Raw genomic sequence first — 22,257 nt, 5'->3', positions numbered from 1 at the left:
GTGGCGAAGAATCCGCTGACCGCGTTGAGCGGCACCAGCCGTAAGAGCAAGATCATCGCCCTGGTGGCCGCCCTGGCGGTCGCGCTCGCGGGGGTCGCGTGGTGGAGCTACGACCGGCTCGAAACCACCAAAATCACCGCCTATTTCGACAAGTCGATCGGCATCTACAAGGGCTCGGATGTCCGGGTCCTGGGTGTGCCGGTGGGACACGTGGATTCGGTGACACCCAAGGGTGACGTGGTCGAGGTCGTCATGAAGGTCGACCGCAAGTACGACATCCCCGCCGACGCCAAGGCCGCCCAGATCACCCCGTCGGTGGTCTCGGACCGCTACATCCAGCTCGCGCCCGCCTACAAGGGCGGACCGAAGATGGGGCGCAACGCCACCATCCCGAAGGAGCGCACCGCGACCCCCGTCGAGGTGGACCGGCTCTACAAGAGCATCACCGAACTGTCGCAGGCGCTCGGCCCGACCGGCGCCAACAAGGACGGCGCGCTGAACCAGCTGGCCCGCACCGGCGCCGAGAACCTCTCCGGCAACGGCGAGGCGCTGGGCAACAGCTTCACCCAGCTGTCCAAGGCCGCGCACGCGCTCTCCGATTCGCGCACCGACATCTTCGACACGGTCAAGAACCTGCAGACCTTCGTGCAGACCCTGGCCGACAACGACGCGCAGGTGCGGACCTTCAACACCCAGCTGGCCTCGCTGGCCGGGTTCCTGTCCGACGAGCGCCAGACCCTCGGCGACGCGCTGAGCCTGCTGTCGGTCGCGCTCGGCGACGTGGCCCGGTTCATCGACGACAACCGGGACCTGGTGCAGTCCAACGCGGACGCGCTGACCAAGCTCACCCAGACCCTCGCCGATCAGCGCGACGACCTGGCCAAGGCGCTGCCGCTGATCCCGACCGCGCTGAGCAACCTGATCAACGTGCACAACGGTGAGACCGGCACGCTCGACATGCGCCCCAACTTCACCGACCTGCAGGACCCGTTCGGCGTCATCTGCAAGATGCTGGACCTGGGCAAGCTGCGTCCCGGCGACCCCAAGTTCGAGGCCATCTCGCGGCAGCTGGGTCCGATCCTGAACAACTGCAAGCTGATCACCGATCAGCTCACCGCGGGCGTGAAGACGCCGTCGCTGGTGCTGCCCTTCGGCATCCTCAGCGGCGAGAACGAACAGCGCAACGCGGTGCCCGGCTCGGTGCCCGGCAATCCGTCCGGCCAGCTGCCCCCGTCGCAGCAGGAAGGTGGACAGCGATGAGCGCCAACCGGATTCGCGTGAAGCGGGCGGGCCTGCTGGCCACCTCGCTCGGCGCGGTGACGCTGCTGGCCACCGGCTGTGGCGCGGAGAGCATTCCGCTGCCCGGCGGCCCGAACATCGGCAAGCACCCGCTGCACCTGGACATCCGCTTCGGTGACGTGCTCGATCTGGTCCCGCAGTCCACCGTGAAGGTGGACGGCGTGGCCGTGGGCCGGGTCGACAAGATCCGCATCGCACCCGACAACGCCTGGGAAGCCAGCGTGCAGGTGCTGGTCAACGATGACGTCGACCTGCCCGCCAATGCCCGCGCCGAGGTCAAGCAGACCAACCTGCTGGGCGAGAAGTACATCGAGCTCTCCGCCCCCGCCAAGGATGCCGACACCGCGCGCCTGAAGGACGGGGCCAAGATCCCCGTCGAGAACACCCGCACCGCCACCGAGGTGGAGCAGGTGCTCGGCGCGCTGTCGCTGCTGCTCAACGGCGGCGGCGTCGCGCAACTGCAGCCCATCGTGTCCGAGCTCAACAAGGCCCTGGCGGGTCGCGAGGGCAAGGTCCGGGATCTGCTGAACCAGGCCAACATCCTGATCAAGGGCCTCGACGACCAGGTCGGCAACATCACCCGCGCGCTGGACAGCCTCAACACGCTGAGCAGCCGGGTCAGCACGCAGACCACCCAGATCTCCAAGATCCTCGACGAGCTGCCCGGCGGCATCAAGATCCTCAATGAGCAACGGCCGCAACTGATCCAGCTGCTCACCCAGCTGGACCGGGTGGGCCAGGCCGGGATCGACGTGCTCGACAAGTCCAAGGAAAACCTGATCACCGACCTGTCCTCGCTGCGGCCCACGCTGCAGGCGCTGGGCGCGTCGGCCGGCGACCTGGTGACCGCCTTCCCGCTCATCCCGACCTATCCGTTCCCCGACGAGGCGATCAAGTCCGCCTTCGGCGGCCAGGTCAACACCTGGCTCTCGGTGGACCTGCAGATCGGCACCCTGCTGTCGAATCTCGGTGTGGGCAAGGGCGATCCGCAGTACCTGCCGCCCTCGGGCCGCCAGGTGAACGTGGATCCGACCAACCCGTACTACAACGGCAACGGGCCGCGCGGCGGCTGGCCGACGGTCTCGCTGCTGCCCCTGCCGCCCACCGTGGCGCGGCCGACCGGGCAGCCGGGACCGACCGATCCGCTCGGATCGATCCTCGAGCAGCTGGGAGTGGGTGGTCCGCGATGACTCGTCTGGTGCGCAATCAGCTGATCGCCTTCGCGATCATCGCCGTGCTCGGCGTCGTCTTCGTCGGCGCCAAGTACGTGCGGCTGGACAATATGCTCGGCTTCGGGCTGTACAAGGTGAAGGTGCAGGCCACCGAGACCGGCAACCTGTCCAAGGGCGCCGAGGTCACCTACCGCGGCGTCCCCGTGGGCCGGGTCGGCGACCTCGACATCACCCCCGACGGCGTGCTCATCACCCTGGAGATGAACTCCTCCAAGCCCAAGGTCCCCGCCAACGCCAAGGCCGTGGTCGCCGACCGCTCCGCCATCGGCGAGCAGTACGTGGACCTGATGCCCTCCAGCGACGGCGGACCGTACCTGAAGGACGGCTCGGTCATCTCCGGCGCGCAGCTGCCGATCCACGTGGAGGAACTGCTCACCAGCGTCGACACCTTCGCCGGTACCACCGACCTGAAGGCGTTGTCCACCACAATCACCGAGCTGGGCAAGGCCTTCGACGGCAAGGGCGACGACCTCAAGATCCTGGTCGACTCGCTCAACAAGTTCACCGCCACCGCCAGCGGCGAGAACCTGCAGCAGACCCTGGCCCTGATCCGCTCCGCGCACACCGTGCTGGGCACCCAGGCCGAGCAGTCCCCGGCGATCCTGCAGTTCAGCGACGGACTCGACAAGCTCACCGCGCAGCTGAAGTCCAGTGACCCGGACATCCGCCGCCTGATCGGCACCGGCACCGACGCGGGCTCCGCGATCAACCGCCTGCTGCAGGAGAGCGGCCCGGCCCTCACCAAGGACCTCACCAACCTGCGCGTGCTGTTGCAGGCCATCTCGCCGAAGTTCTACGCCCTCGGCCCGGTCCTGCAGATGCTGCCGCTGCTGCCGCTCGGTGGCTCCTCCACCGCGCCCGGTGATGGCACCACCCACTTCGGCCTGGTGCTCGAGACCAACAACCCGCCCGCCTGCACGCTGGGATACGAAGGCACGCAACGGATTCTGGATCAGATGAAGGCCCAGAACCCGAACTTCGACGACAGCCGCGACGACTTCCCGTTCAACACCCAGGCCGGGTGCACGGTGCCGCAGGGCAGCGAGTCCGCCGTTCGCGGCGGGGCCCGCGCCGACCTCGCCGACCCCAGCGTCGCGCAGCCGTGGGACGACAAGCCCAAGTACGACCCGGACAAGCTCAACCTGAACCCGGTGGCCACCCAGCTGTCCACCCTCATGGGCGTCACGCCCAAGCACTGACGTACAGGAGAGGTAAGTATGGTGGCGGCGTGAGCCAGGACAAGGACAGCGAATCGGGGGCGAACCTCGAGAAGCCGGCGACCGAGCCCGTGGACGGGCCCGAAGTGACGGTTCCCGAAACGACCCCGGACGCGTCCCCGGCCGACGCCGTCACCGCCGAGGCCCCTGCGCCCCCCGAACCCACCGACGTCCGCAAGCTCGCCCGCATCGGCGCGGCCGCCCTGCTGGCCGTGTCGGTCGTCGCGGCCGGCGCGATCGGGTTCCTCTGGATCGGCGACCGCAAGGACGAGTCCCGGGCGCAGGCCCGCGACAGCGCCCTCACCGACGCCCGTCAGGCCGCGGTAAACCTGATGTCGATCAATCCCGACGATATCGACGGGTCGCTGGCGAACATCCGGTCATCGATGACGGGCGACCTGCTCAAGCAGCAGGAAGACGGTCAGGAACAGCTCAAGAAGACCGCCCAGGACTCCAAGACCAAGATCGAGTCCGCGGTCGAGGGCATCACGCTCACCTCGCTCAACAGTGAACGCGACCACGCCTCGGCCTTCGCGGTCCTGAAGATCACCCGCAGCTGGCCCGGCGGCCAGCCCGCCACCTTCCGCCAGCTGTGGACCCTCGACATGATCAAGCTCGGCAGCACCTGGAAGGCCGAGAAAGCCCAGAACCTGGGTGAGCCGGTGCCGCTGGGCACCGGTCAGCCGAGTGCCACCCAGCAGCCGACTTCGGCCCCCAAGCCGGGCAACTAGGAGGGAGTGACCATGGCCAACCGGAAACGACCCGTCAATCGCGTCACCCCGCGCCGCCCGGCCGCCCAGCGCGGCACCGCGTCGCGAACCACCGCCGCGGACGTGCGGGGCACCGAATCCGAACAGGCGACCGGGTCGAGCGCCCGGTCCACCACCGAGCGCTCCGATCGCACCGCTGCGCGCGCCACCCCGCGCGGGCGGGTCCCGGCCGGTATCCGTGGTCGGGGCCCGGCCAAAAACCGTGCCTCGCAACAGTATTCCAAGTCGAGCGGGTCCGGCGGGTTTTGGCCCGACTGGGGCATCGCCACCGTGTGCGCGGGTCTGTCGGCCCTGCTGCTGGCCTTCGCGATCGTCGGCGCGGTCAATCACTGGGTGAGCAAGCCCAACTCCGACTCGGGCAATCTCGCCTACGTCGACAACGCGGCCACCGACGAGGTGAAGGCCGCCGCCGACCACGCCCTGACCACGCTCTACGGCTACAAGGCCGCCGAGATCGACAAGTGGAAGGGCTCGGTCAACTCGGTCCTCACCGAGAAGATGCAGAAGGACTTCGCGAAGTTCGTCGACACCACCGTCGAGACCATCAAGCAGACCCAGACCGACACCCAGGTCAAGACCGACCCGATCGGTGTCACCCTGCTCACCGGCGACCGCGCCGAACTGCTGGTCAACCTGAACATCTCCGCCGTCAAGGACGGCAAGCCCGAACCCCTGGCCTCGGGCCCGATCGTGCTGCGCATGCAGAAGACCGACGGCCACTGGCTGGCCTCGGAGATCACCGACAAATAGGCCGTGCGGGTCCCCGGCGAGAGCCGGGGATCACCGGTAAGTCGCTCGTCACACCCCGTCCCGGCCGGTGTCTTTCCGGCATCGCGCGACGTCGGAAGGTGATCTTGCTCTGGGACAGGCGATCTCGCGTTTTGTCAACTCGTGCCGCCACTTGACGACTTTCGTCCGAGCCGTCACGCTATTCACAACAGCGGCGGCTGTCACAGGAGACAACTCGCCGGCGTGGGCCATGTGAACGCAGCCAGCGGACTCTGGAGCCCGGCCGGACACTTGTGAAGACCGCCACTCGGCTGTGCTGATATCGGCGCTCGGACGCCGGGAATATCGACACAGACACACCGGGGCGAAGTTGCCGCCCGCGGATCGCCACGGGTGGTACTTTGACACCCCCGTAGGTTTGGGTGTAGTTTTGGACGTTGCGCTGGCTGCCTCCTGTCCATACCTCGATCGCATCACGAAAGTTTCGCCTTCCGGTGTTACTTCCGCTGTCTGCTGTTCGGGTTTCGTTCGGGTCGTAACCAGCGGAATTCGTAGCAGACAAGCGACGGTCGCGGACCACCACGCGACGCGCGTTAGGTGCTGGAAGGACGCATCTTGGCAGTCTCCACCCAGACCAAGGCCGGTATCCCCGGAGCCCCGAAGCGGGTGTCTTTCGCGAAGATTCGTGAACCCCTCGAGGTTCCCGGACTTCTCGATCTACAAACCGAATCGTTCGCCTGGCTGGTCGGTTCAGCAGACTGGCGTGAGCGTGCCACCGCGCGCGGCGACGTCACCAACCCCACCGGGGGCCTCGAGGAGGTGCTCGAGGAGCTGTCTCCGATCGAGGACTTCTCCGGCTCCATGTCGCTGTCCTTCTCCGACCCGCGCTTCGAAGAGGTCAAGGCCTCCATCGAGGAGTGCAAGGACAAGGACATGACCTATGCGGCTCCGCTGTTCGTGACCGCGGAGTTCATCAACAACAACACCGGTGAGATCAAGTCTCAGACGGTCTTCATGGGTGATTTCCCGATGATGACCGACAAGGGCACGTTCATCATCAACGGCACCGAGCGCGTCGTCGTGTCGCAGCTCGTCCGTTCGCCGGGTGTGTACTTCGACTCCTCCATCGACAAGTCGACCGAGAAGACGCTGCACTCCGTGCGTGTCATCCCGTCGCGTGGCGCGTGGCTGGAGTTCGACGTCGACAAGCGCGACACCGTCGGTGTCCGTATCGACCGCAAGCGTCGCCAGCCGGTCACCGTGCTGCTCAAGGCGCTGGGTCTGACCACCGAGGAGATCACCGAGCGCTTCGGTTTCTCCGAGATCATGATGTCCACCCTCGAGAAGGACTCCACCCCGGGTCAGGACGAGGCGCTGCTCGACATCTACCGCAAGTTGCGTCCTGGCGAGCCGCCGACCAAGGAGTCCGCGCAGACCCTGCTGGAGAACCTGTTCTTCAAGGAGAAGCGCTACGACCTGGCGCGCGTCGGTCGCTACAAGATCAACAAGAAGCTGGGCCTGAACCTGGACCAGCCGGTCACCGGCTCGACGCTGACCAAGGAAGACATCGTCGCGACGATCGAGTACCTGGTCCGTCTGCACCAGGGCGATCGCATGATGACCGCCCCCGGCGGCTCCGAGGTCCCGGTCGACGTCGACGACATCGACCACTTCGGCAACCGTCGTCTGCGGACGGTTGGCGAGCTGATCCAGAACCAGATCCGCGTGGGCCTCTCGCGTATGGAGCGTGTCGTGCGTGAGCGCATGACCACCCAGGACGTCGAGGCGATCACCCCGCAGACCCTGATCAACATCCGCCCGGTCGTGGCGGCGATCAAGGAGTTCTTCGGCACCTCGCAGCTGTCGCAGTTCATGGACCAGAACAACCCGCTGTCGGGTCTGACCCACAAGCGTCGCCTCTCGGCGCTGGGCCCGGGTGGTCTGTCCCGTGAGCGCGCCGGCCTGGAAGTTCGTGACGTCCACCCGTCGCACTACGGCCGCATGTGCCCGATCGAGACCCCGGAAGGCCCGAACATCGGCCTGATCGGTTCGCTCTCGGTCTACGCGCGGGTCAACCCGTTCGGTTTCATCGAGACCCCGTACCGCAAGGTCGTCGACGGCCGCGTCACCGATGAGGTCAAGTACCTCACCGCCGACGAAGAGGACCGCCACATCCGCGCCCAGGCGAACTCGCCGGTCGACGCGGACGGCAACTTCCTCGAGGCGCGCGTTCTCGCCCGCCACGGCAACGAGGAAATGGAATACGTCGACGCGCACGCGGTCGACTACATGGACGTCTCGCCGCGCCAGATGGTGTCGGTCGCGACCGCCATGATTCCGTTCCTCGAGCACGACGACGCCAACCGTGCCCTCATGGGCGCGAACATGCAGCGTCAGGCCGTGCCGCTGATCCGTTCCGAGTCGCCGCTGGTCGGCACCGGTATGGAGCTGCGTGCCGCGGTCGACGCCGGCGACGTGGTCGTGAACCAGAAGGCCGGTGTGGTGGAAGAGGTCTCGGCCGACTTCATCACCGTCATGCACGACGACGGCACTCGCCGCAGCTACCGCCTGCGCAAGTTCGAGCGCTCCAACCAGGGCACCTGCGCGAACCAGCGTCCGATCGTGGACGAGGGCACCCGCGTGGAGGCCGGGCACGTGCTCGCCGACGGTCCTTGCACCGAGAACGGTGAGATGGCCCTGGGCAAGAACCTGCTCGTGGCGATCATGCCGTGGGAAGGCCACAACTACGAGGACGCGATCATCCTGTCGCAGCGCCTCGTGGAGGACGACGTGCTCACCTCGATCCACATCGAGGAGCACGAGATCGACGCTCGCGACACCAAGCTCGGTGCCGAGGAGATCACCCGGGACATCCCGAACGTCTCCGACGAGGTCCTGGCGGACCTGGACGAGCGCGGCATCGTGCGCATCGGCGCGGAGGTCCGTGACGGCGACATCCTGGTCGGCAAGGTCACCCCGAAGGGTGAGACCGAGCTGACCCCCGAGGAGCGCCTGCTGCGCGCCATCTTCGGTGAGAAGGCTCGCGAGGTTCGCGACACCTCCCTGAAGGTGCCCCACGGTGAGTCCGGCAAGGTCATCGGCGTGCGCGTCTTCTCGCGTGACGACGACGACGATCTGCCCCCGGGTGTGAACGAGCTGGTGCGCGTCTACGTCGCGCAGAAGCGCAAGATCCAGGACGGCGACAAGCTCGCCGGTCGCCACGGCAACAAGGGTGTCATCGGCAAGATCCTCCCGCAGGAGGACATGCCGTTCCTCCCGGACGGCACCCCGGTCGACATCATCCTGAACACCCACGGTGTGCCGCGTCGTATGAACATCGGTCAGGTGCTGGAAACCCACCTGGGTTACATCGCCAAGACCGGTTGGCAGGTCGAGGGTTCTCCCGATTGGGCGAAGAACCTGCCGGCCGAGATGATCGGACAGCCCGCCGACACGAACATCGCCACCCCGGTGTTCGACGGTGCGCGCGAGGAGGAGCTGACCGGCCTGCTCGGTTCGACTCTGCCGAACCGCGACGGCGAGAAGATGATCAACGACGACGGCAAGGCGATCCTGCTGGACGGCCGCTCCGGCGAGCCGTTCCCGTACCCGGTGTCCGTCGGCTACATGTACATCCTGAAGCTGCACCACCTGGTCGACGACAAGATCCACGCGCGTTCGACCGGTCCGTACTCGATGATCACGCAGCAGCCGCTGGGTGGTAAGGCGCAGTTCGGTGGTCAGCGCTTCGGTGAAATGGAATGTTGGGCCATGCAGGCGTACGGCGCGGCCTACACCCTGCAGGAACTCCTCACCATCAAGTCGGACGACGTGGTCGGCCGCGTGAAGGTGTACGAGGCCATCGTCAAGGGCGAGAACATTCCGGAGCCGGGTATCCCGGAGTCGTTCAAGGTTCTGCTCAAGGAGCTCCAGTCGCTGTGCCTGAACGTGGAGGTGCTGTCCTCGGACGGCGCCGCCATCGAGATGCGCGACGGCGACGACGAGGACCTGGAGCGCGCCGCGGCGAACCTGGGTATCAACCTGTCCCGCAACGAGGCTGCGACGGTCGACGACCTGGCGCAGTGAGCGATCGGTCGCGGAGCGCCCTGAAAAGCGCTCCGCGGCAACGGATTTAGCGAACTTTTGCTCATACTCAACCCGAACAGGGGAAAGGAAGTTACGTGCTAGACGTCAACTTCTTCGATGAACTCCGGATCGGCCTGGCGACCGCCGAAGACATTCGTAATTGGTCGTTTGGTGAGGTCAAGAAGCCGGAGACCATCAACTACCGCACGTTGAAGCCGGAGAAGGACGGCCTCTTCTGCGAGAAGATCTTCGGTCCCACCCGGGACTGGGAGTGCTACTGCGGTAAGTACAAGCGCGTCCGCTTCAAGGGCATCATCTGTGAGCGCTGTGGCGTCGAGGTGACTCGCGCCAAGGTGCGTCGTGAGCGCATGGGCCACATCGAGCTGGCCGCCCCGGTCACCCACATCTGGTACTTCAAGGGTGTCCCGTCGCGTCTGGGCTACCTGCTCGACCTGGCGCCGAAGGATCTCGAGAAGATCATCTACTTCGCCGCCTACGTCATCACCGCTGTCGATGACGAGCTGCGCCACAACGAGCTGTCCACGCTCGAGGCGGAGATGGAGGTCGAGAAGAAGACCGTCGCCGATCAGCGTGACGCCGACCTCGAGGCCCGCGCGCAGAAGCTGGAAGCCGACCTGGCCGAGCTGGAGGCCGAGGGCGCCAAGTCCGACGTCCGCCGCAAGGTCAAGGACGGCGGCGAGCGCGAGATGCGTCAGCTGCGCGACCGCGCCCAGCGGGAGCTGGACCGGCTCGACGAGATCTGGACCACCTTCACCAAGCTGGCCAAGAAGCAGCTGATCATCGACGAGGTGATCTACCGCGAGCTGCAGGACCGCTACGGCGAGTACTTCACCGGTGCCATGGGCGCCGAGGCGATCCAGAAGCTCATGCAGGATTTCGACATCCCGGCCGAGGCCGAGAACCTGCGCGAGACCATCCGTACGGGCAAGGGTCAGAAGAAGCTTCGTGCGCTGAAGCGTCTGAAGGTCGTGGCCGCGTTCCAGACCAACGGCAACTCGCCGATGGGCATGGTCCTCGACGCCGTTCCGGTGATCCCGCCGGAGCTGCGCCCGATGGTGCAGCTCGACGGTGGCCGCTTCGCGACCTCCGACCTGAACGACCTGTACCGCCGCGTCATCAACCGCAACAACCGTTTGAAGCGACTGATCGATCTGGGTGCGCCCGAGATCATCGTGAACAACGAGAAGCGCATGCTTCAGGAGTCGGTGGACGCGCTGTTCGACAACGGCCGTCGTGGCCGTCCGGTCACCGGTCCGGGTAACCGCCCGCTGAAGTCGCTGAGCGATCTGCTCAAGGGCAAGCAGGGTCGTTTCCGTCAGAACCTGCTCGGTAAGCGTGTCGACTACTCCGGCCGTTCGGTCATCGTGGTCGGTCCGCAGCTGAAGCTGCACCAGTGTGGTCTGCCCAAGCTGATGGCGCTCGAGCTGTTCAAGCCGTTCGTCATGAAGCGTCTGGTCGACCTGAACCACGCGCAGAACATCAAGTCCGCCAAGCGGATGGTCGAGCGTCAGCGTCCCCAGGTGTGGGATGTCCTCGAAGAGGTCATCTCCGAGCACCCGGTGCTGCTGAACCGTGCGCCCACCCTGCACCGCCTGGGTATCCAGGCCTTCGAGCCGCTGCTGGTCGAAGGTAAGGCCATCCAGCTGCACCCGCTCGTGTGTGAGGCGTTCAACGCCGACTTCGACGGTGACCAGATGGCCGTGCACCTCCCGCTGTCCGCGGAGGCGCAGGCCGAGGCCCGCATCCTGATGCTGTCCTCGAACAACATCCTGTCGCCGGCGTCGGGTCGTCCGCTCGCCATGCCGCGTCTGGACATGGTGACCGGCCTGTTCTACCTGACCCGCCTGGAAGAGGGCGCGGTCGGCGAGTACAAGGCCGCCACCAAGGACGAGGCCGAGTTCGGCGTCTACTCCTCGCCCGCCGAGGCGCAGATGGCCGTGGACCGCGGTGACCTGACCGTGCGTTCGCTGATCAAGGTCCGCCTGACCGAGCAGCGTCCGCCGAAGGACGTCGAGGCCGAGCTGTTCCCGGACGGCTGGCAGCGTGGCGACGCGTGGATCTGCAAGACCACCCTGGGTCGCGTGATCTTCAACGATCTGCTCCCGGCGGACTACGCGTTCATCGACGAGCCGATGCCGAAGAAGCGTCAGGCGGCGATCATCAACGATCTCGCCGAGCGCTACCCGATGATCGTGGTCGCGCAGACCGTCGACAAGCTCAAGGACGCCGGCTTCTACTGGGCCACGCGTTCGGGTGTCACCGTCTCGATGTCGGACGTGCTCGTTCCGCCGGAGAAGGCGGAGATCATGGCGCGTTACGACGCGCAGGCCGATCAGATCGAGAAGAAGTACCAGCGTGGTGCTCTCGATCACCAGGAGCGCAACAACGCCCTGGTCAAGATCTGGCAGGAAGCGACCGAAGAGGTCGGTAAGGCGCTGCGTGCGCACTACCCGGCCGACAACCCGATCATCACGATCGTCGACTCGGGCGCCACGGGTAACTTCACCCAGACTCGTACCCTCGCCGGTATGAAGGGTCTGGTGACGAACCCGAAGGGTGAGTTCATCCCGCAGCCGATCAAGTCCTCCTTCCGTGAGGGTCTGACGGTTCTGGAGTACTTCATCAACACCCACGGTGCGCGTAAGGGTCTGGCCGACACCGCGCTTCGTACCGCCGACTCGGGTTACCTGACCCGTCGTCTGGTGGACGTGTCGCAGGACGTCATCGTGCGCGAGACCGACTGTGGCACCGAGCGCGGCATCGTGGTGCCGATCGCGGAGAAGCAGGCCGACGGCTCCGTCATCCGTGACGCGCATGTCGAGACCAGCACCTACGCTCGTACGCTGGCCACCGACGCGGTGGACGCCAAGGGCAATGTCGTCGTCGAGAAGGGCCACGACCTGGGCGATCCCGCCCTGGAGGCGCTGCTCGAGGCCGGCATCACCGAGGTGAAGGTCCGCTCCGTGCTGACCTGCACCACCGGCACCGGCGTGTGCGCCACCTGCTACGGCCGCTCGATGGCGACCGGCAAGCTGGTGGACATCGGTGAGGCCGTCGGTATCGTCGCCGCCCAGTCCATCGGTGAGCCCGGTACCCAGCTGACCATGCGTACCTTCCACCAGGGTGGTGTCGCGGGTGACGACATCACGGGTGGTCTGCCCCGCGTGCAGGAGCTCTTCGAGGCTCGTGTGCCCAAGGGCAAGGCCCCCATCGCCGAGGTGTCGGGTCGCGTGCGGCTCGAGGACGACGACCGCTTCTACAAGATCACGATCATCCCGGACGACGGGTCGGACGAGGTCCTGTACGACAAGCTGTCGAAGCGTCAGCGTCTGCGGGTGTTCAAGCACGAGGACGGCTCCGAGCGTCTCCTGGCCGACGGTGACCACGTCGAGGTCGGTCAGCAGCTGCTCGAGGGTTCGGCCGATCCGCACGAGGTGCTGCGCGTGATGGGTCCGCGTCAGGTGCAGGTCCACCTGGTCCACGAGGTCCAGGAGGTGTACCGCTCGCAGGGTGTGTCCATCCACGACAAGCACATCGAGGTGATCGTTCGCCAGATGCTGCGCCGCGTCACCATCATCGATTCGGGTGCGACCGAGTTCCTCCCGGGTTCGCTGGTGGAGCGCGCCGAGTTCGAGTCCGCCAACCGCCGCGTGGTCGCGGAGGGTGGCGAGCCCGCCTCGGGTCGTCCGGTCCTCATGGGTATCACCAAGGCGTCGCTCGCGACCGATTCGTGGCTGTCGGCGGCCTCCTTCCAGGAGACCACCCGCGTGCTCACGGACGCCGCGATCAACTGCCGCTCCGACAAGCTGATCGGCCTGAAGGAGAACGTGATCATCGGTAAGCTGATCCCCGCCGGTACCGGTATCAACCGTTACCGCAACATCCAGGTTCAGCCCACCGAAGAGGCGCGCCAGGCCGCGTACGCTGTCCCGTCCTACGACGACAGCTACTACAGCCCGGACGGCTTCGGCACCTCCACCGGTGCCGCGGTCCCGCTGGACGACTACGGCTTCAGCGACTACCGCTAAGCATGTAGCCAGGCAATGGAATTCGGCCCCCGCTCCGTTCGGAGCGGGGGCCGAACTCTTTTCCGGCCCTGGCTGGAGTGCGGGGTCTATGCTGATTGCGCCGATGTAGCCAGCCCCGTCCATGGGAGAAGCCGATGTCGCGTGGTCGTTCGATCGATGTTCGTCAGGGTGTCGTCGCGGCCGCCGCGGGGCTGGTGTTGCTCGCCCTCGCGGCTCCGCCCGCGGCGGCCGATCCGGGGCTGGGCGGTTGTAGCCACGGTGGAATGCTCAGCGGCGCCAGGATTCCGGGCACCGGCAGCGCCGGGCAGAGCGTGCGCCGCGAAGCGGACGTGTGGGGGTGTTCCAGTCCACTGCTGCCCGGCATCGAGTCGGGCCATTTCAGCGCCGAGCTCCCGTTCAACAGCCTGACCGCGCCGACCCTGGGCCAATTCGCCTGGGGCGACGGCAGTGTCAGCTCGGTGATCGGTCAGCCCAACGGCCTGTGGACGATCACCGGCGGCCCGGGCGGCGGTCACACCTTCCGCTTCGACCTCGCGCACGAGATGAATGTGTGGTGGTACCACTGGGACGACAGCATGCCGGTGCGGTCGGTGAGCTTCCTCGAGTGAATCACGCTGGGGGAGTGGTCAGTTGGCGGCCGGCGTACCAGCTGCGCCGGACTGCCGGCGCGGTTCCGCGGGTGTCCGTGACGACGACGAGCTCGGTCGGGGTGTGGCGCCGGATCTCGCCGGACAGGGTGCCCAGCAAGCGGCCTTTCCTGGTGCCCGCGTCGTGATCCGCGACGACCAGTACCGCGGCGCCGGTCTCGGCGGCGACACCGAGCAGGGCTTTGACCAGTGAGCCGGGTACGGCGCGTCGGACGATGCGCTGCACCCCTCGCGCTGCCGCCCGTTCCCCGGCCGTTCGCAGGATCTCGTCGACGGCGGCGCTGCCGTGCATGAGGTAGGCCTCGTTCTTCAAAATGTCTGCCGCACCGGTGATGTCACGGCGTCGCTTGCCGTCGTAGGCGCAGACGAGCACCAGCGGCGCGCCGGTCGTGGCGGCGAGGCTCGCCGCTTTGTCGACGGCCGCGTCGGAGAGTCCGGAGCCGTCGACACCCACCAGGACGGGTCCGTGCGGGGGCAGGGACGTCCCTCGATGACCGGACCTGTTCTCGGTGAGCACATTTCGTGTCATGGTGCAATTGTTCGCGGGATTGCCCCGGCGCCGTGACGTCCGGCAGGTTGATCTTCGTGTCCACCCATCGGTGGACAGTGCCGTCAGAAATCGAGCAGGCCGCGCGCCATCGCGGTGGTCACCGCCGCCGTCCGGTCGGATACCTCGAGTTTGCTGAAGACCCGCAACAGGTGCGTTTTGACGGTCGCTTCGCTGATGTGGAGCTCGTGCCCGATGTCCGCGTTCGTCTCGCCCATCGCCACGCGGGCGAGCACCTGCAGTTCGCGGGCCGACAGGGTGGGCTGCGCGGGTCGGCGCAGCCGGTTGACCAGACGGTCGGCGACGGTGGGCGCGAGGACCGTCTCGCCGCGCGCCGCCGCGCGGATCGCATTGGCCAGTTCGACGCGTGAGGCGTCCTTCAGCAGGTATCCCGCCGCGCCGGCCTCCACGGCGCGCAGGATGTCGCTCTCGGTTTCGTATGTGGTGACCACGATGATCCTGGTTTCGGGCAGGATCGTGAGGATCCGTTCGGTCGCCTCCACCCCGTCGCCGCCGGGCATGCGCAGATCCATCAGCACGACGTCCGGTCGCACCGTCGCGGCCAGGGCCAAAGCCTCTGTGCCGGAACCGGCTTCGCCGCTGACGGTGAGATCGGCCTCGGCCTCGAGCATGCCGCGCAGGCCCTCGCGGACCATGGGGTGGTCGTCGACGAGCATCACCGTGATCACGCGGGAATCTCGACTTCCACCGTGGTTCCGTGCCCTGGCCGGCTCGATACCGCCATCGTTCCCCCTACCTGTTCGGCCCGTTCCCGCATCCCGCGCAGGCCGAAGCCGGTGGATATGCGGTCGAAAGCGAAGCCGGTCCCGTCGTCTGTCACCGACAGCCGGACACCCGCGCCGGTCTGCCGCATGTCCACGGTCACCGCCGAGGCCTCGGCGTGCTTGCGCACGTTCGAGAATGCCTCCTGCGCGACCCGCAACAGCACCACCTCACCCGCGGTGTCGAGGGCGGGGAAGGTCTCGGCCGCGTTGACCGTCACGGTGATGCCGGTGGCATCGGCGAGCCGGTCGCCTTGGCGCCGAACGGAATCGACGAGTGAACCCTCGCTCAGCACCGACGGCGTCAGTTCGACGACCATCGACCGGGCCTCGGCGAGGTTCTCCCGCGCGGTGTCCCGGATGAGTCCTATATGTCGGCGCGCCGTTTCCGGGTTCGCGTCGATCTCCGACTCGACCGCCTGCGCGAGGGCGACGATGCTGGTGAATCCCTGCGCCAAGGTGTCGTGGATTTCCCGTGCCAGCCGGGCTCTTTCGTCCGATCGACCGGCGACGTGCGAGAGCCGGGCCGTTTCGGCCCGGCTCTGCGCCAGCTGCTCGAGCAGCGCCGCCTGTTGTTCGCCGCGTTCGACCGCCACGGTGATCGCGCTGCCGACCATCGGGCTGAGGACCAGCCCGATCAGCGAGAGCGACAGTGCCAGTGGCACATCCGGACCGTGGGCGCCCTGGGTCGCGAGGGCTGCCAGCGGGATGATCGCGCTGACGGCGGTACCCGTCATCAGCGCGGTGCGCAGCGGCAGCGCCAGGTAGATGAGGGAGTAGACCACGGGAAGTACGGCTACCGCGCCGGCGGAGAGATTGATGGCGACGATGAACAGGGCCACCACACCGAACGTGAATCCCGCTGTCCGGCCGTTCAATTCCCGGGACGAGTAGGACTCGCCGCGGCCGACGTGGACCTTGCCGAGCACCAGGGTCCAGACCACGATGCCGGCCAATGCGGCGCAGGCGCCGAGCCGGCCGGCGGTGGAGTGGCTGTGGATCAGGAAGACGACCACGCCCGCCGCGAGACAGCCGATGACGACGAAGCCGGCCCAGAGCGGATACCAAGGACCTGGCGGTGGGCCGGTCGTGGCTTCGGTGCCCTGTTCCGACGCGCCGTTCATTCTTCGAGGCTAGCCGAGCCGGATGGCAGCGGCGTCCACCGATCGGTTGACGGCGCGCACGCGTCGGTGCCGGTCGATCGAACAGCAGTTGAACACGATATCTCCGGCTCGGATGCGGCGCTGTGAGAAAGATCGGAGAGTGAAGCAAATAATCTATCCATATATCACCCGAAGTCCGCTGTAGCACCTCCGGTCGGGAGCGGCGGTAAAGCGGAAACAGCAATTGTCTACGATTGAAACTGCATCATTTCAGTGTTACTCGCGGTGACGGCAACCAGGTGACCTCCATCACAGTTGCGTTTTTCAGAATGCTGTGTGTACCTTCGTCGAAGACATTGGGCGGTCGACTTTAAGTCGGGTTGATTTACTTGTGCCATTGCTGGTGCGGGTAAATCATTGTGTATTTTAGCGGGGTATCTCCAGGGGATGACCATCACTTCTTTCGGTATGCGTAACCAGCGCAACGTGCCGCGCGGCAGATAAACGGCCGCGCGAAAGTATCCGAGGCGGAAATCAATTCGAGTCGACAAGTGACAGCGTCCTCGAATGATTGGCTGTCGGCCACCTGAATTCCGGGCGACAACGACTGTTGTCCCAGCTAGATGGGTATAACCACGACACAGGCGGGTCGTCTGGGCGGTGGTCTCCTCCAGTTGTGGGTGCGTCATGCCGTAATGCAATCCGTAGCAAGAGGACGTGGGTGTCAACCCGCTCTTGTCATTGAGGACAATCCTCGACCGAAATCGATATGGTTGCCAATACATTGATTACTATCGACGACGTCCGTTTCATGGTTCGCGAAGGGCTGGCGGGAAGCATCTCGCCGGACGATGAGATCTCCGAGGACACTCGAATCGAAGATCTCGGACTGACGAGCCTGCAGATCGCCGAACTGATCATGCGAATCGAGGACGACCTCGATATCGACCTCGATTCCACCCGGCTCGCCGAGGTGCAGACCGTGGGTCAGTTGCTTCTGACAGTCGACCTTTCTATGAATCATGCGCAGAATGAGGCAATTCGAATTTGAACGAGATCGAAGTCGAAACCCCGGGCTCGGAACAGTTCTGGGGTCGACTGTTTGAAACGTCACTCACCTACGAACATCCACTGTATTTCTGGGAGCACGGCCGGTACCGGAGCTACACGCGGGCCGAGCTCATGGTCGGCGGCCGCGCGGTGGCCGGCAACCTGATCGACCGCGGCGTGCGGCGCGGCGATATCGCGGCGGTCGTGCTGAACAACTCGGCCCAGGCGGTCTCGATCCTGATGGGCTGCTGGTTCGCCGGCGTCACCCTGGCCTCTTTGCCCGAACGGGCGGTCGGCAGCGATGTGGGCGGCTACCGGGATCAGATCGACGCGATCTGCGCGCAGTTGCGACCGGCGGCGGCCTGCTGTGCGGCGGACGTCCTGGGTGACCTGGGCCCCGAGCACGTCGCGACGACCGCGTTCACCAGCTTCGACGAGCTGCTGTCCGGGCCGGCCGACCCCGAGGTCGAGGCCCGCTTCCTCGACTATGACCACCCGATCTTCATCCAGTACTCCTCCGGGAGCACCGGAGTGCCCAAGGGATGCGTGCTGTCCGCGCGGGCGATCGACAATCACATGTACATGCTCGAGGATTCCAGCAGCGGCGGCCGCCCCGGCGAGATCGGCGTCAGCTGGGCGCCCTTCTCCCACGACATGGGCTTCTTCGGCGGCCTGATGTGCGGTTGGCGCAACGACGGCACGGGCTACTATTCCACGCCGGAACGATTCCGGATGTCCCCGCGCACCTGGCTGGACGACCTGGCTCGCTTCGGGGCCACCTACACCAGCGCCTCGCCCACCGCGTTGCAGGTCGCGTCGAAGGTCATGCGGTTGCGCAAACGCGGCCTGCCCGGATCGCTGGATTCGTTGCGCTGCATCCTGATCGGCGCCGAACGCGTCAACTGGTCGGTGATCGAGGACGCCCTGGAATGCCTGACACCGCACGGTCTGCGTCCGGAGGCATTGATGCCCGCCTACGGTCTGGCCGAGGGCACGCTGGCCGTGACCGTGGTGAGCCCGGATCAGCGGCCGACCTACGTCAGTGTCGACGCCATCGCGCTGGCCGACGGCGAGGTCCGGATCGTCCCCGACGACAGTGCGTCGGCGACCCGGGTGGTCAGCTGCGGTGTTCCCATCCACGGCGTGAAGCTGGAGATGGAAGAGAATTCCGATGCGCTGGTCCCGATCAAGTTCCGATCCCTGTCCGCCGCGAGCGGCTATCACGCGCGCGACGAGCTGAGCCGGGTCCGGTTCACCGCCGACGGCCTGGTCGACAGTGGTGATCTGGGGTTCCTGCGGGACGGTCAGTTGTATCCGGTCGGCCGGGCCGACGACATGATCCCGGTCGGCGGACGGAACGTCTACGTCAGCGCGATCGAGGCGGAGATCGAATCGTCGATCGCCGCGTTCCGGCACGGTTGCACGGCGCTGATCGACGCGACTCCGGACGGTTCGGAGCGGCACCTGGTGCTGCTCGCCGAGATCGGCCCCAAGGATTCGGCTCGGGCCGCGATAGCCGACGAAGTGGCGGCCATCTGCCGCCGCAGTGGCGGGCTGAAGATCGACGAGGTGGTGTTCATTCCGCGGCGCACGCTGCCGCGCACTCCGTCCGGCAAGATCCAGCGCCACAAATGCCGGCTGCTGGTCACCGGCCAGGGCCCGGCCTCCGACATCGCGATAGTCGAATCCGTTCGGCTGTAATCCATTTCGTAACTTTCAGGTGAGGAAGCATCAGTGACCCCGCGACCGAAGAACATCGGTGCAGTTTTCGATTGGCACGCTGCCCAGAAACGTCAGACCGTCGTGTACCTCGACCGGCCGATGGATATCACGCCCCACGACACCAGCGTGCGCTACGACGGCGCCGCGCTGGCGAACCTGGTCGCCGAGGTGTCCGGCTGGCTGTATGCCGCGGGTGTGCGGCGCGGCGACCGTATCGCGGTGGTGAAGGAAAACCACTTCGACATGATCATGCTGGTGGCGGCGGCGGCCCGGATCGGCGCGGTCGCGGCCGCGATCTCCGGCGGCAACCTGCCAGAACATCTGGCGCCGCTGCTGGAACGGGTTTCGCCCAAGCTCACCGTGTTCTCCCGCAGCGTGCTGGAGCGGGCGGCGCAGGTGCATCCGCATCTGCTGGAGGTCCCCAACTCGCTGGTGCTGGCCCCGGCCGGGGTGGAGAAATTGCACCCGGATCACCTGACCGTCGACGACCTGCGCGGGTCCACGGTTCCGGTGGCGAACCTCGCCGCGGACGACGAGCCGATGTTCATCACCCACACCTCGGGCACCACCGGGGTGCCGAAACTGGTGGTGCACTCGGCGCGGTCGAACTACTACGGCAGCCGCCTGGAACTGAACCGCCTGCCGATGGTGGTCAACAGGCACACCGATGTCTCGCTGGTCTCGATCTCCTTCGCCCATTCGCGGTCGCAGGCGTGGATCGGCGCCCAATTCAAGTGGGCCCCGGCCAAATTGGTGGCCGTCGGCAGCCACAGCCCCGACGTGGTCGAGAGGATGTTCGAGCAGCACCGGCCGACCACGGTGGAATCCACGCCCGCGGTCTACCAGCGCTGGCAGACCCTGGTCGAGTCGAAGCCGGAGCTGTTCGCCTCGGTTCGGCTCTACGTCAACACCTTCGATCTGATGCATCCCTCGACCGTGCGGGCCTTTCTGGCCGCGTCGCGGCGGCGGTTCCCGCTGTGGGCGCAGTGCTGGGGGCAGAGCGAGGTCGGTCCGATCGCGGGCACCATCTACACCCGGGCGATGGTCCGCAAGGTCGGCAGCGCCGCGACGAACACCATCGGCTGGTCGGTGCCGGGCCTGATGCGGACCAAGGTCGTCGACCCGGACACGGGGCGCCGGGTGCGCTGGGGCCGGAAGGGAGTGCTGTTGTCCTGCAGCGAGTCCCGCTGCATCGACTATCTCGGTGAGACCGACCGGCACGCGTTCAAGCAGGCCGGCAAGTGGTGGAACACCGGCGACATGGGATACAAGGACTCGCTCGGCCGCATCCACTTCGTGGACCGTGCGGTCGACGAGATCCCCGGCATGAGCGGCACCGAGCTGGAGAGCATCCTGCTGGATCGGCTGACCGGCGTGTCCGAGGTCGTCGTGCTCGGGGTGAAGGGCCAGGACCCGATTCCGGTGCTGTGCTACGACGAGTGCGAATTCGACAAGGTGCAGTGGGCCGCGGTGGTGTCGGATCTGCCGCGGATGGCCGAGCCGGTCGTGGTCTCCTGGGACGATCTACCGCGCACCTCCACCTGGAAGATCCGCCGGGCCCAGTTGCGGCAGCGGCTGGTCGGTGCCGAGCACGGCCATGGAGTCGCGAAATGGACGTAATAGAAGACATTTTCGGCACCGCGCTGACCGACACCCTGCGGCAGACCCCGTACAACAGCGCCAGCCAGTTCCTCTCCTTGTTCGGGTCGGAGAAGCCGAAGCCCAGCCTGGGTGTGGCCTGCGTCTTCCAGACCTTCGATGTGAGCCGCCGGGTCGTCGAGTCGGGTCTGCCCGAGCCGATCTATCTGGGTGACGGCCGCCATCTGGCCGCGTTGTTCTCGCACGAGGGTGATCTGGTGCTGCTGGATCCGTATCTGCTGCACACCGAACCGATCCGGATCACCGCGGCGGACATCGAGCGCGGGTCGGCCAAGGTGGTCGTGCCCGCGGCGCCGGTCCGGGTCGCCGCCGACGGGACCGCCAAGCCGTCCCGGCTGACGGCGCGCTATCACCGCTCCGGAGACCAGTACGCGATCCGGCTGGAGTACTCGAAGTTCAGCCGCGCGTCGAACAGCTACGTGATGTCGCGAATCTTCAATCTGTTGTCCGCGTCGGGGTTTCGGATGCCGCTCGCCGAGGTGAAGAACTTCGACGCGCTGCCCGATGACGCGCTGCGTGCGGTGCTGACCGATCCCGAGCAGACCAGCTTGTCCATCCGCACCCTGGATCTCGAGCTGCGCCGGATGTCGGAAGTGATTCTCCCGCTGCAGGGTTACGCGCGCGGCCCGTTCGTTCCGGACGACATCTGGGTCCGGGATTTCGAGGGCCAGGTGAGTCGTCAGTCGAGCGCCGCGGCCCAGGATGTGTGGCCGGAGCTGGAGGCCGCGACGCAGTGCACGCGGGACGACATAGTCGAGCACCTGATCGCGGCATCGGAGGTGTATCGGAAGATCGCGGATCCGAATCTGGACGTGGCCCCCTATTCGCTCGAGAACGAGTGACCGGCGCCGTGCGCTATTTCATCGCGGGGACCATGCAGGGAGCGAATCGGGGTGTCCGAATTCGCAACCAGGACTATCGGATACAGATATCCGACATCGTGCGCCGTTACCACCCGGATGCGGAATGCTTCGATCCGCATCCGGCGATGCGGAGCTTCGTGCGATCGAGCCGGATTCCGCTGGGCCTCGGCTTCGCGCGGTTGAAGACCTCGAACGGTTTCGACGAGGGACGCGCGTCGACGGCCGTACTGGAATTGCGCGACAAGTTCCGGGAGCTGACCGCCGAAGCGGGTCGATGCGATCTGGTCATCGCGTATCTCCCCGGGCGGGTGCCGAGTATGGGATCGGCCATGGAAATGTACTCGGCCCATCTCGGTGGCGCGACGGTCGTGAGCATCACCAAGATGCGTGAAAACCTGTCCGTGCTCTCGACTTCCGATGTGATCGTTCCCGATCTACGTCGATTCGACAGCTGGTTGGCCGGCGGCCCGAATATCCGCCGGCAGTTCAATTGATTACGGGA

Annotated in this window: 16 protein-coding genes; 13 read left to right on the top strand and 3 right to left on the bottom strand. The window is 66.3% G+C overall.

Going from position 1 to position 22,257, the window contains the following annotated elements:
- The 8 genes from ACYVKL_RS17275 (at position 1) to ACYVKL_RS17240 (ending at position 13,990) form a co-directional block, all read left to right on the top strand.
- Positions 1–1,260 (top strand): MCE family protein, encoded by a 1,260-nt coding sequence (locus ACYVKL_RS17275; protein WP_379164557.1) that lies wholly within the window; start codon positions 1–3, stop codon positions 1,258–1,260.
- The gene (locus ACYVKL_RS17270) at positions 1,257–2,489 is read left to right on the top strand and encodes an MCE family protein (protein WP_213559203.1); all 1,233 of its coding nucleotides are present in this window, start codon (positions 1,257–1,259) and stop codon (positions 2,487–2,489) included. Before ACYVKL_RS17275 ends, ACYVKL_RS17270 begins: the two co-directional genes overlap by 4 nt.
- A complete protein-coding gene (locus ACYVKL_RS17265; protein WP_213559204.1) occupies positions 2,486–3,730 on the top strand; it encodes an MCE family protein in 1,245 nt (414 codons plus the stop codon). The genes ACYVKL_RS17270 and ACYVKL_RS17265 overlap by 4 nt, the downstream gene beginning before the upstream one ends.
- Before the next feature lie 29 nt (positions 3,731–3,759).
- Positions 3,760–4,479, top strand: a complete 720-nt coding sequence (locus ACYVKL_RS17260) for a hypothetical protein (protein ID WP_379164554.1) — start codon at positions 3,760–3,762, stop codon at positions 4,477–4,479.
- A 12-nt stretch (positions 4,480–4,491) separates the two neighbouring features.
- Positions 4,492–5,268: a hypothetical protein gene (locus ACYVKL_RS17255; protein ID WP_379164552.1), complete on the top strand. Its 777-nt coding sequence runs from the start codon at positions 4,492–4,494 to the stop codon at positions 5,266–5,268.
- 576 nt (positions 5,269–5,844) lie between these two features.
- Complete coding sequence (gene rpoB / locus ACYVKL_RS17250) at positions 5,845–9,333, top strand: DNA-directed RNA polymerase subunit beta (RefSeq protein WP_213559207.1); 3,489 nt, start codon at positions 5,845–5,847, stop codon at positions 9,331–9,333.
- 95 nt (positions 9,334–9,428) lie between these two features.
- On the top strand, positions 9,429–13,382 hold the full coding sequence (locus ACYVKL_RS17245; RefSeq protein WP_379164550.1) for a DNA-directed RNA polymerase subunit beta': 3,954 nt from the start codon (positions 9,429–9,431) through the stop codon (positions 13,380–13,382).
- A 134-nt stretch (positions 13,383–13,516) separates the two neighbouring features.
- Positions 13,517–13,990, top strand: a complete 474-nt coding sequence (locus ACYVKL_RS17240; protein ID WP_379164548.1) for a hypothetical protein — start codon at positions 13,517–13,519, stop codon at positions 13,988–13,990.
- Between the two features lies 1 nt (position 13,991).
- On the opposite strand, the gene ACYVKL_RS17235 is transcribed toward ACYVKL_RS17240, so the two are convergent.
- From ACYVKL_RS17235 to ACYVKL_RS17225, 3 genes are all read right to left on the bottom strand, one after another.
- The gene (locus tag ACYVKL_RS17235; protein ID WP_379164546.1) at positions 13,992–14,558 is read right to left on the bottom strand and encodes a universal stress protein; all 567 of its coding nucleotides are present in this window, start codon (positions 14,556–14,558) and stop codon (positions 13,992–13,994) included.
- 83 nt (positions 14,559–14,641) lie between these two features.
- A complete protein-coding gene (locus ACYVKL_RS17230) occupies positions 14,642–15,265 on the bottom strand; it encodes a response regulator (protein ID WP_379164544.1) in 624 nt (207 codons plus the stop codon).
- Positions 15,262–16,482, bottom strand: coding sequence for a sensor histidine kinase (locus ACYVKL_RS17225; protein ID WP_379164542.1), 1,221 nt, complete (start codon positions 16,480–16,482; stop codon positions 15,262–15,264). Before ACYVKL_RS17225 ends, ACYVKL_RS17230 begins: the two co-directional genes overlap by 4 nt.
- A 748-nt stretch (positions 16,483–17,230) precedes the next feature.
- Between ACYVKL_RS17225 and ACYVKL_RS17220 the strand changes: the two genes are divergently transcribed.
- The 5 genes from ACYVKL_RS17220 to ACYVKL_RS17200 all read left to right on the top strand — a co-directional run bounded on the left by ACYVKL_RS17220 (position 17,231) and on the right by ACYVKL_RS17200 (position 22,249).
- Positions 17,231–17,512, top strand: coding sequence for a phosphopantetheine-binding protein (locus tag ACYVKL_RS17220; protein WP_357190519.1), 282 nt, complete (start codon positions 17,231–17,233; stop codon positions 17,510–17,512).
- Positions 17,509–19,212 carry an AMP-binding protein gene (locus ACYVKL_RS17215; protein WP_379164540.1) on the top strand — a complete coding sequence of 568 codons (1,704 nt, stop codon included), beginning with the start codon at positions 17,509–17,511 and terminating at the stop codon, positions 19,210–19,212. Before ACYVKL_RS17220 ends, ACYVKL_RS17215 begins: the two co-directional genes overlap by 4 nt.
- A gap of 33 nt (positions 19,213–19,245) precedes the next feature.
- A complete protein-coding gene (locus tag ACYVKL_RS17210) occupies positions 19,246–20,853 on the top strand; it encodes a class I adenylate-forming enzyme family protein (protein WP_379164538.1) in 1,608 nt (535 codons plus the stop codon).
- Entirely contained in the window at positions 20,844–21,734 is an 891-nt protein-coding gene (locus ACYVKL_RS17205) for a hypothetical protein (protein ID WP_379164536.1), read from the top strand. Before ACYVKL_RS17210 ends, ACYVKL_RS17205 begins: the two co-directional genes overlap by 10 nt.
- 146 nt (positions 21,735–21,880) lie before the next feature.
- Positions 21,881–22,249: a hypothetical protein gene (locus tag ACYVKL_RS17200; protein ID WP_379164534.1), complete on the top strand. Its 369-nt coding sequence runs from the start codon at positions 21,881–21,883 to the stop codon at positions 22,247–22,249.
- Positions 22,250–22,257: the final 8 nt, after the last annotated feature.

The organism is Nocardia tengchongensis (genome assembly GCF_054781395.1).
This window is presented reverse-complemented; position numbering and strand designations above follow the sequence as displayed.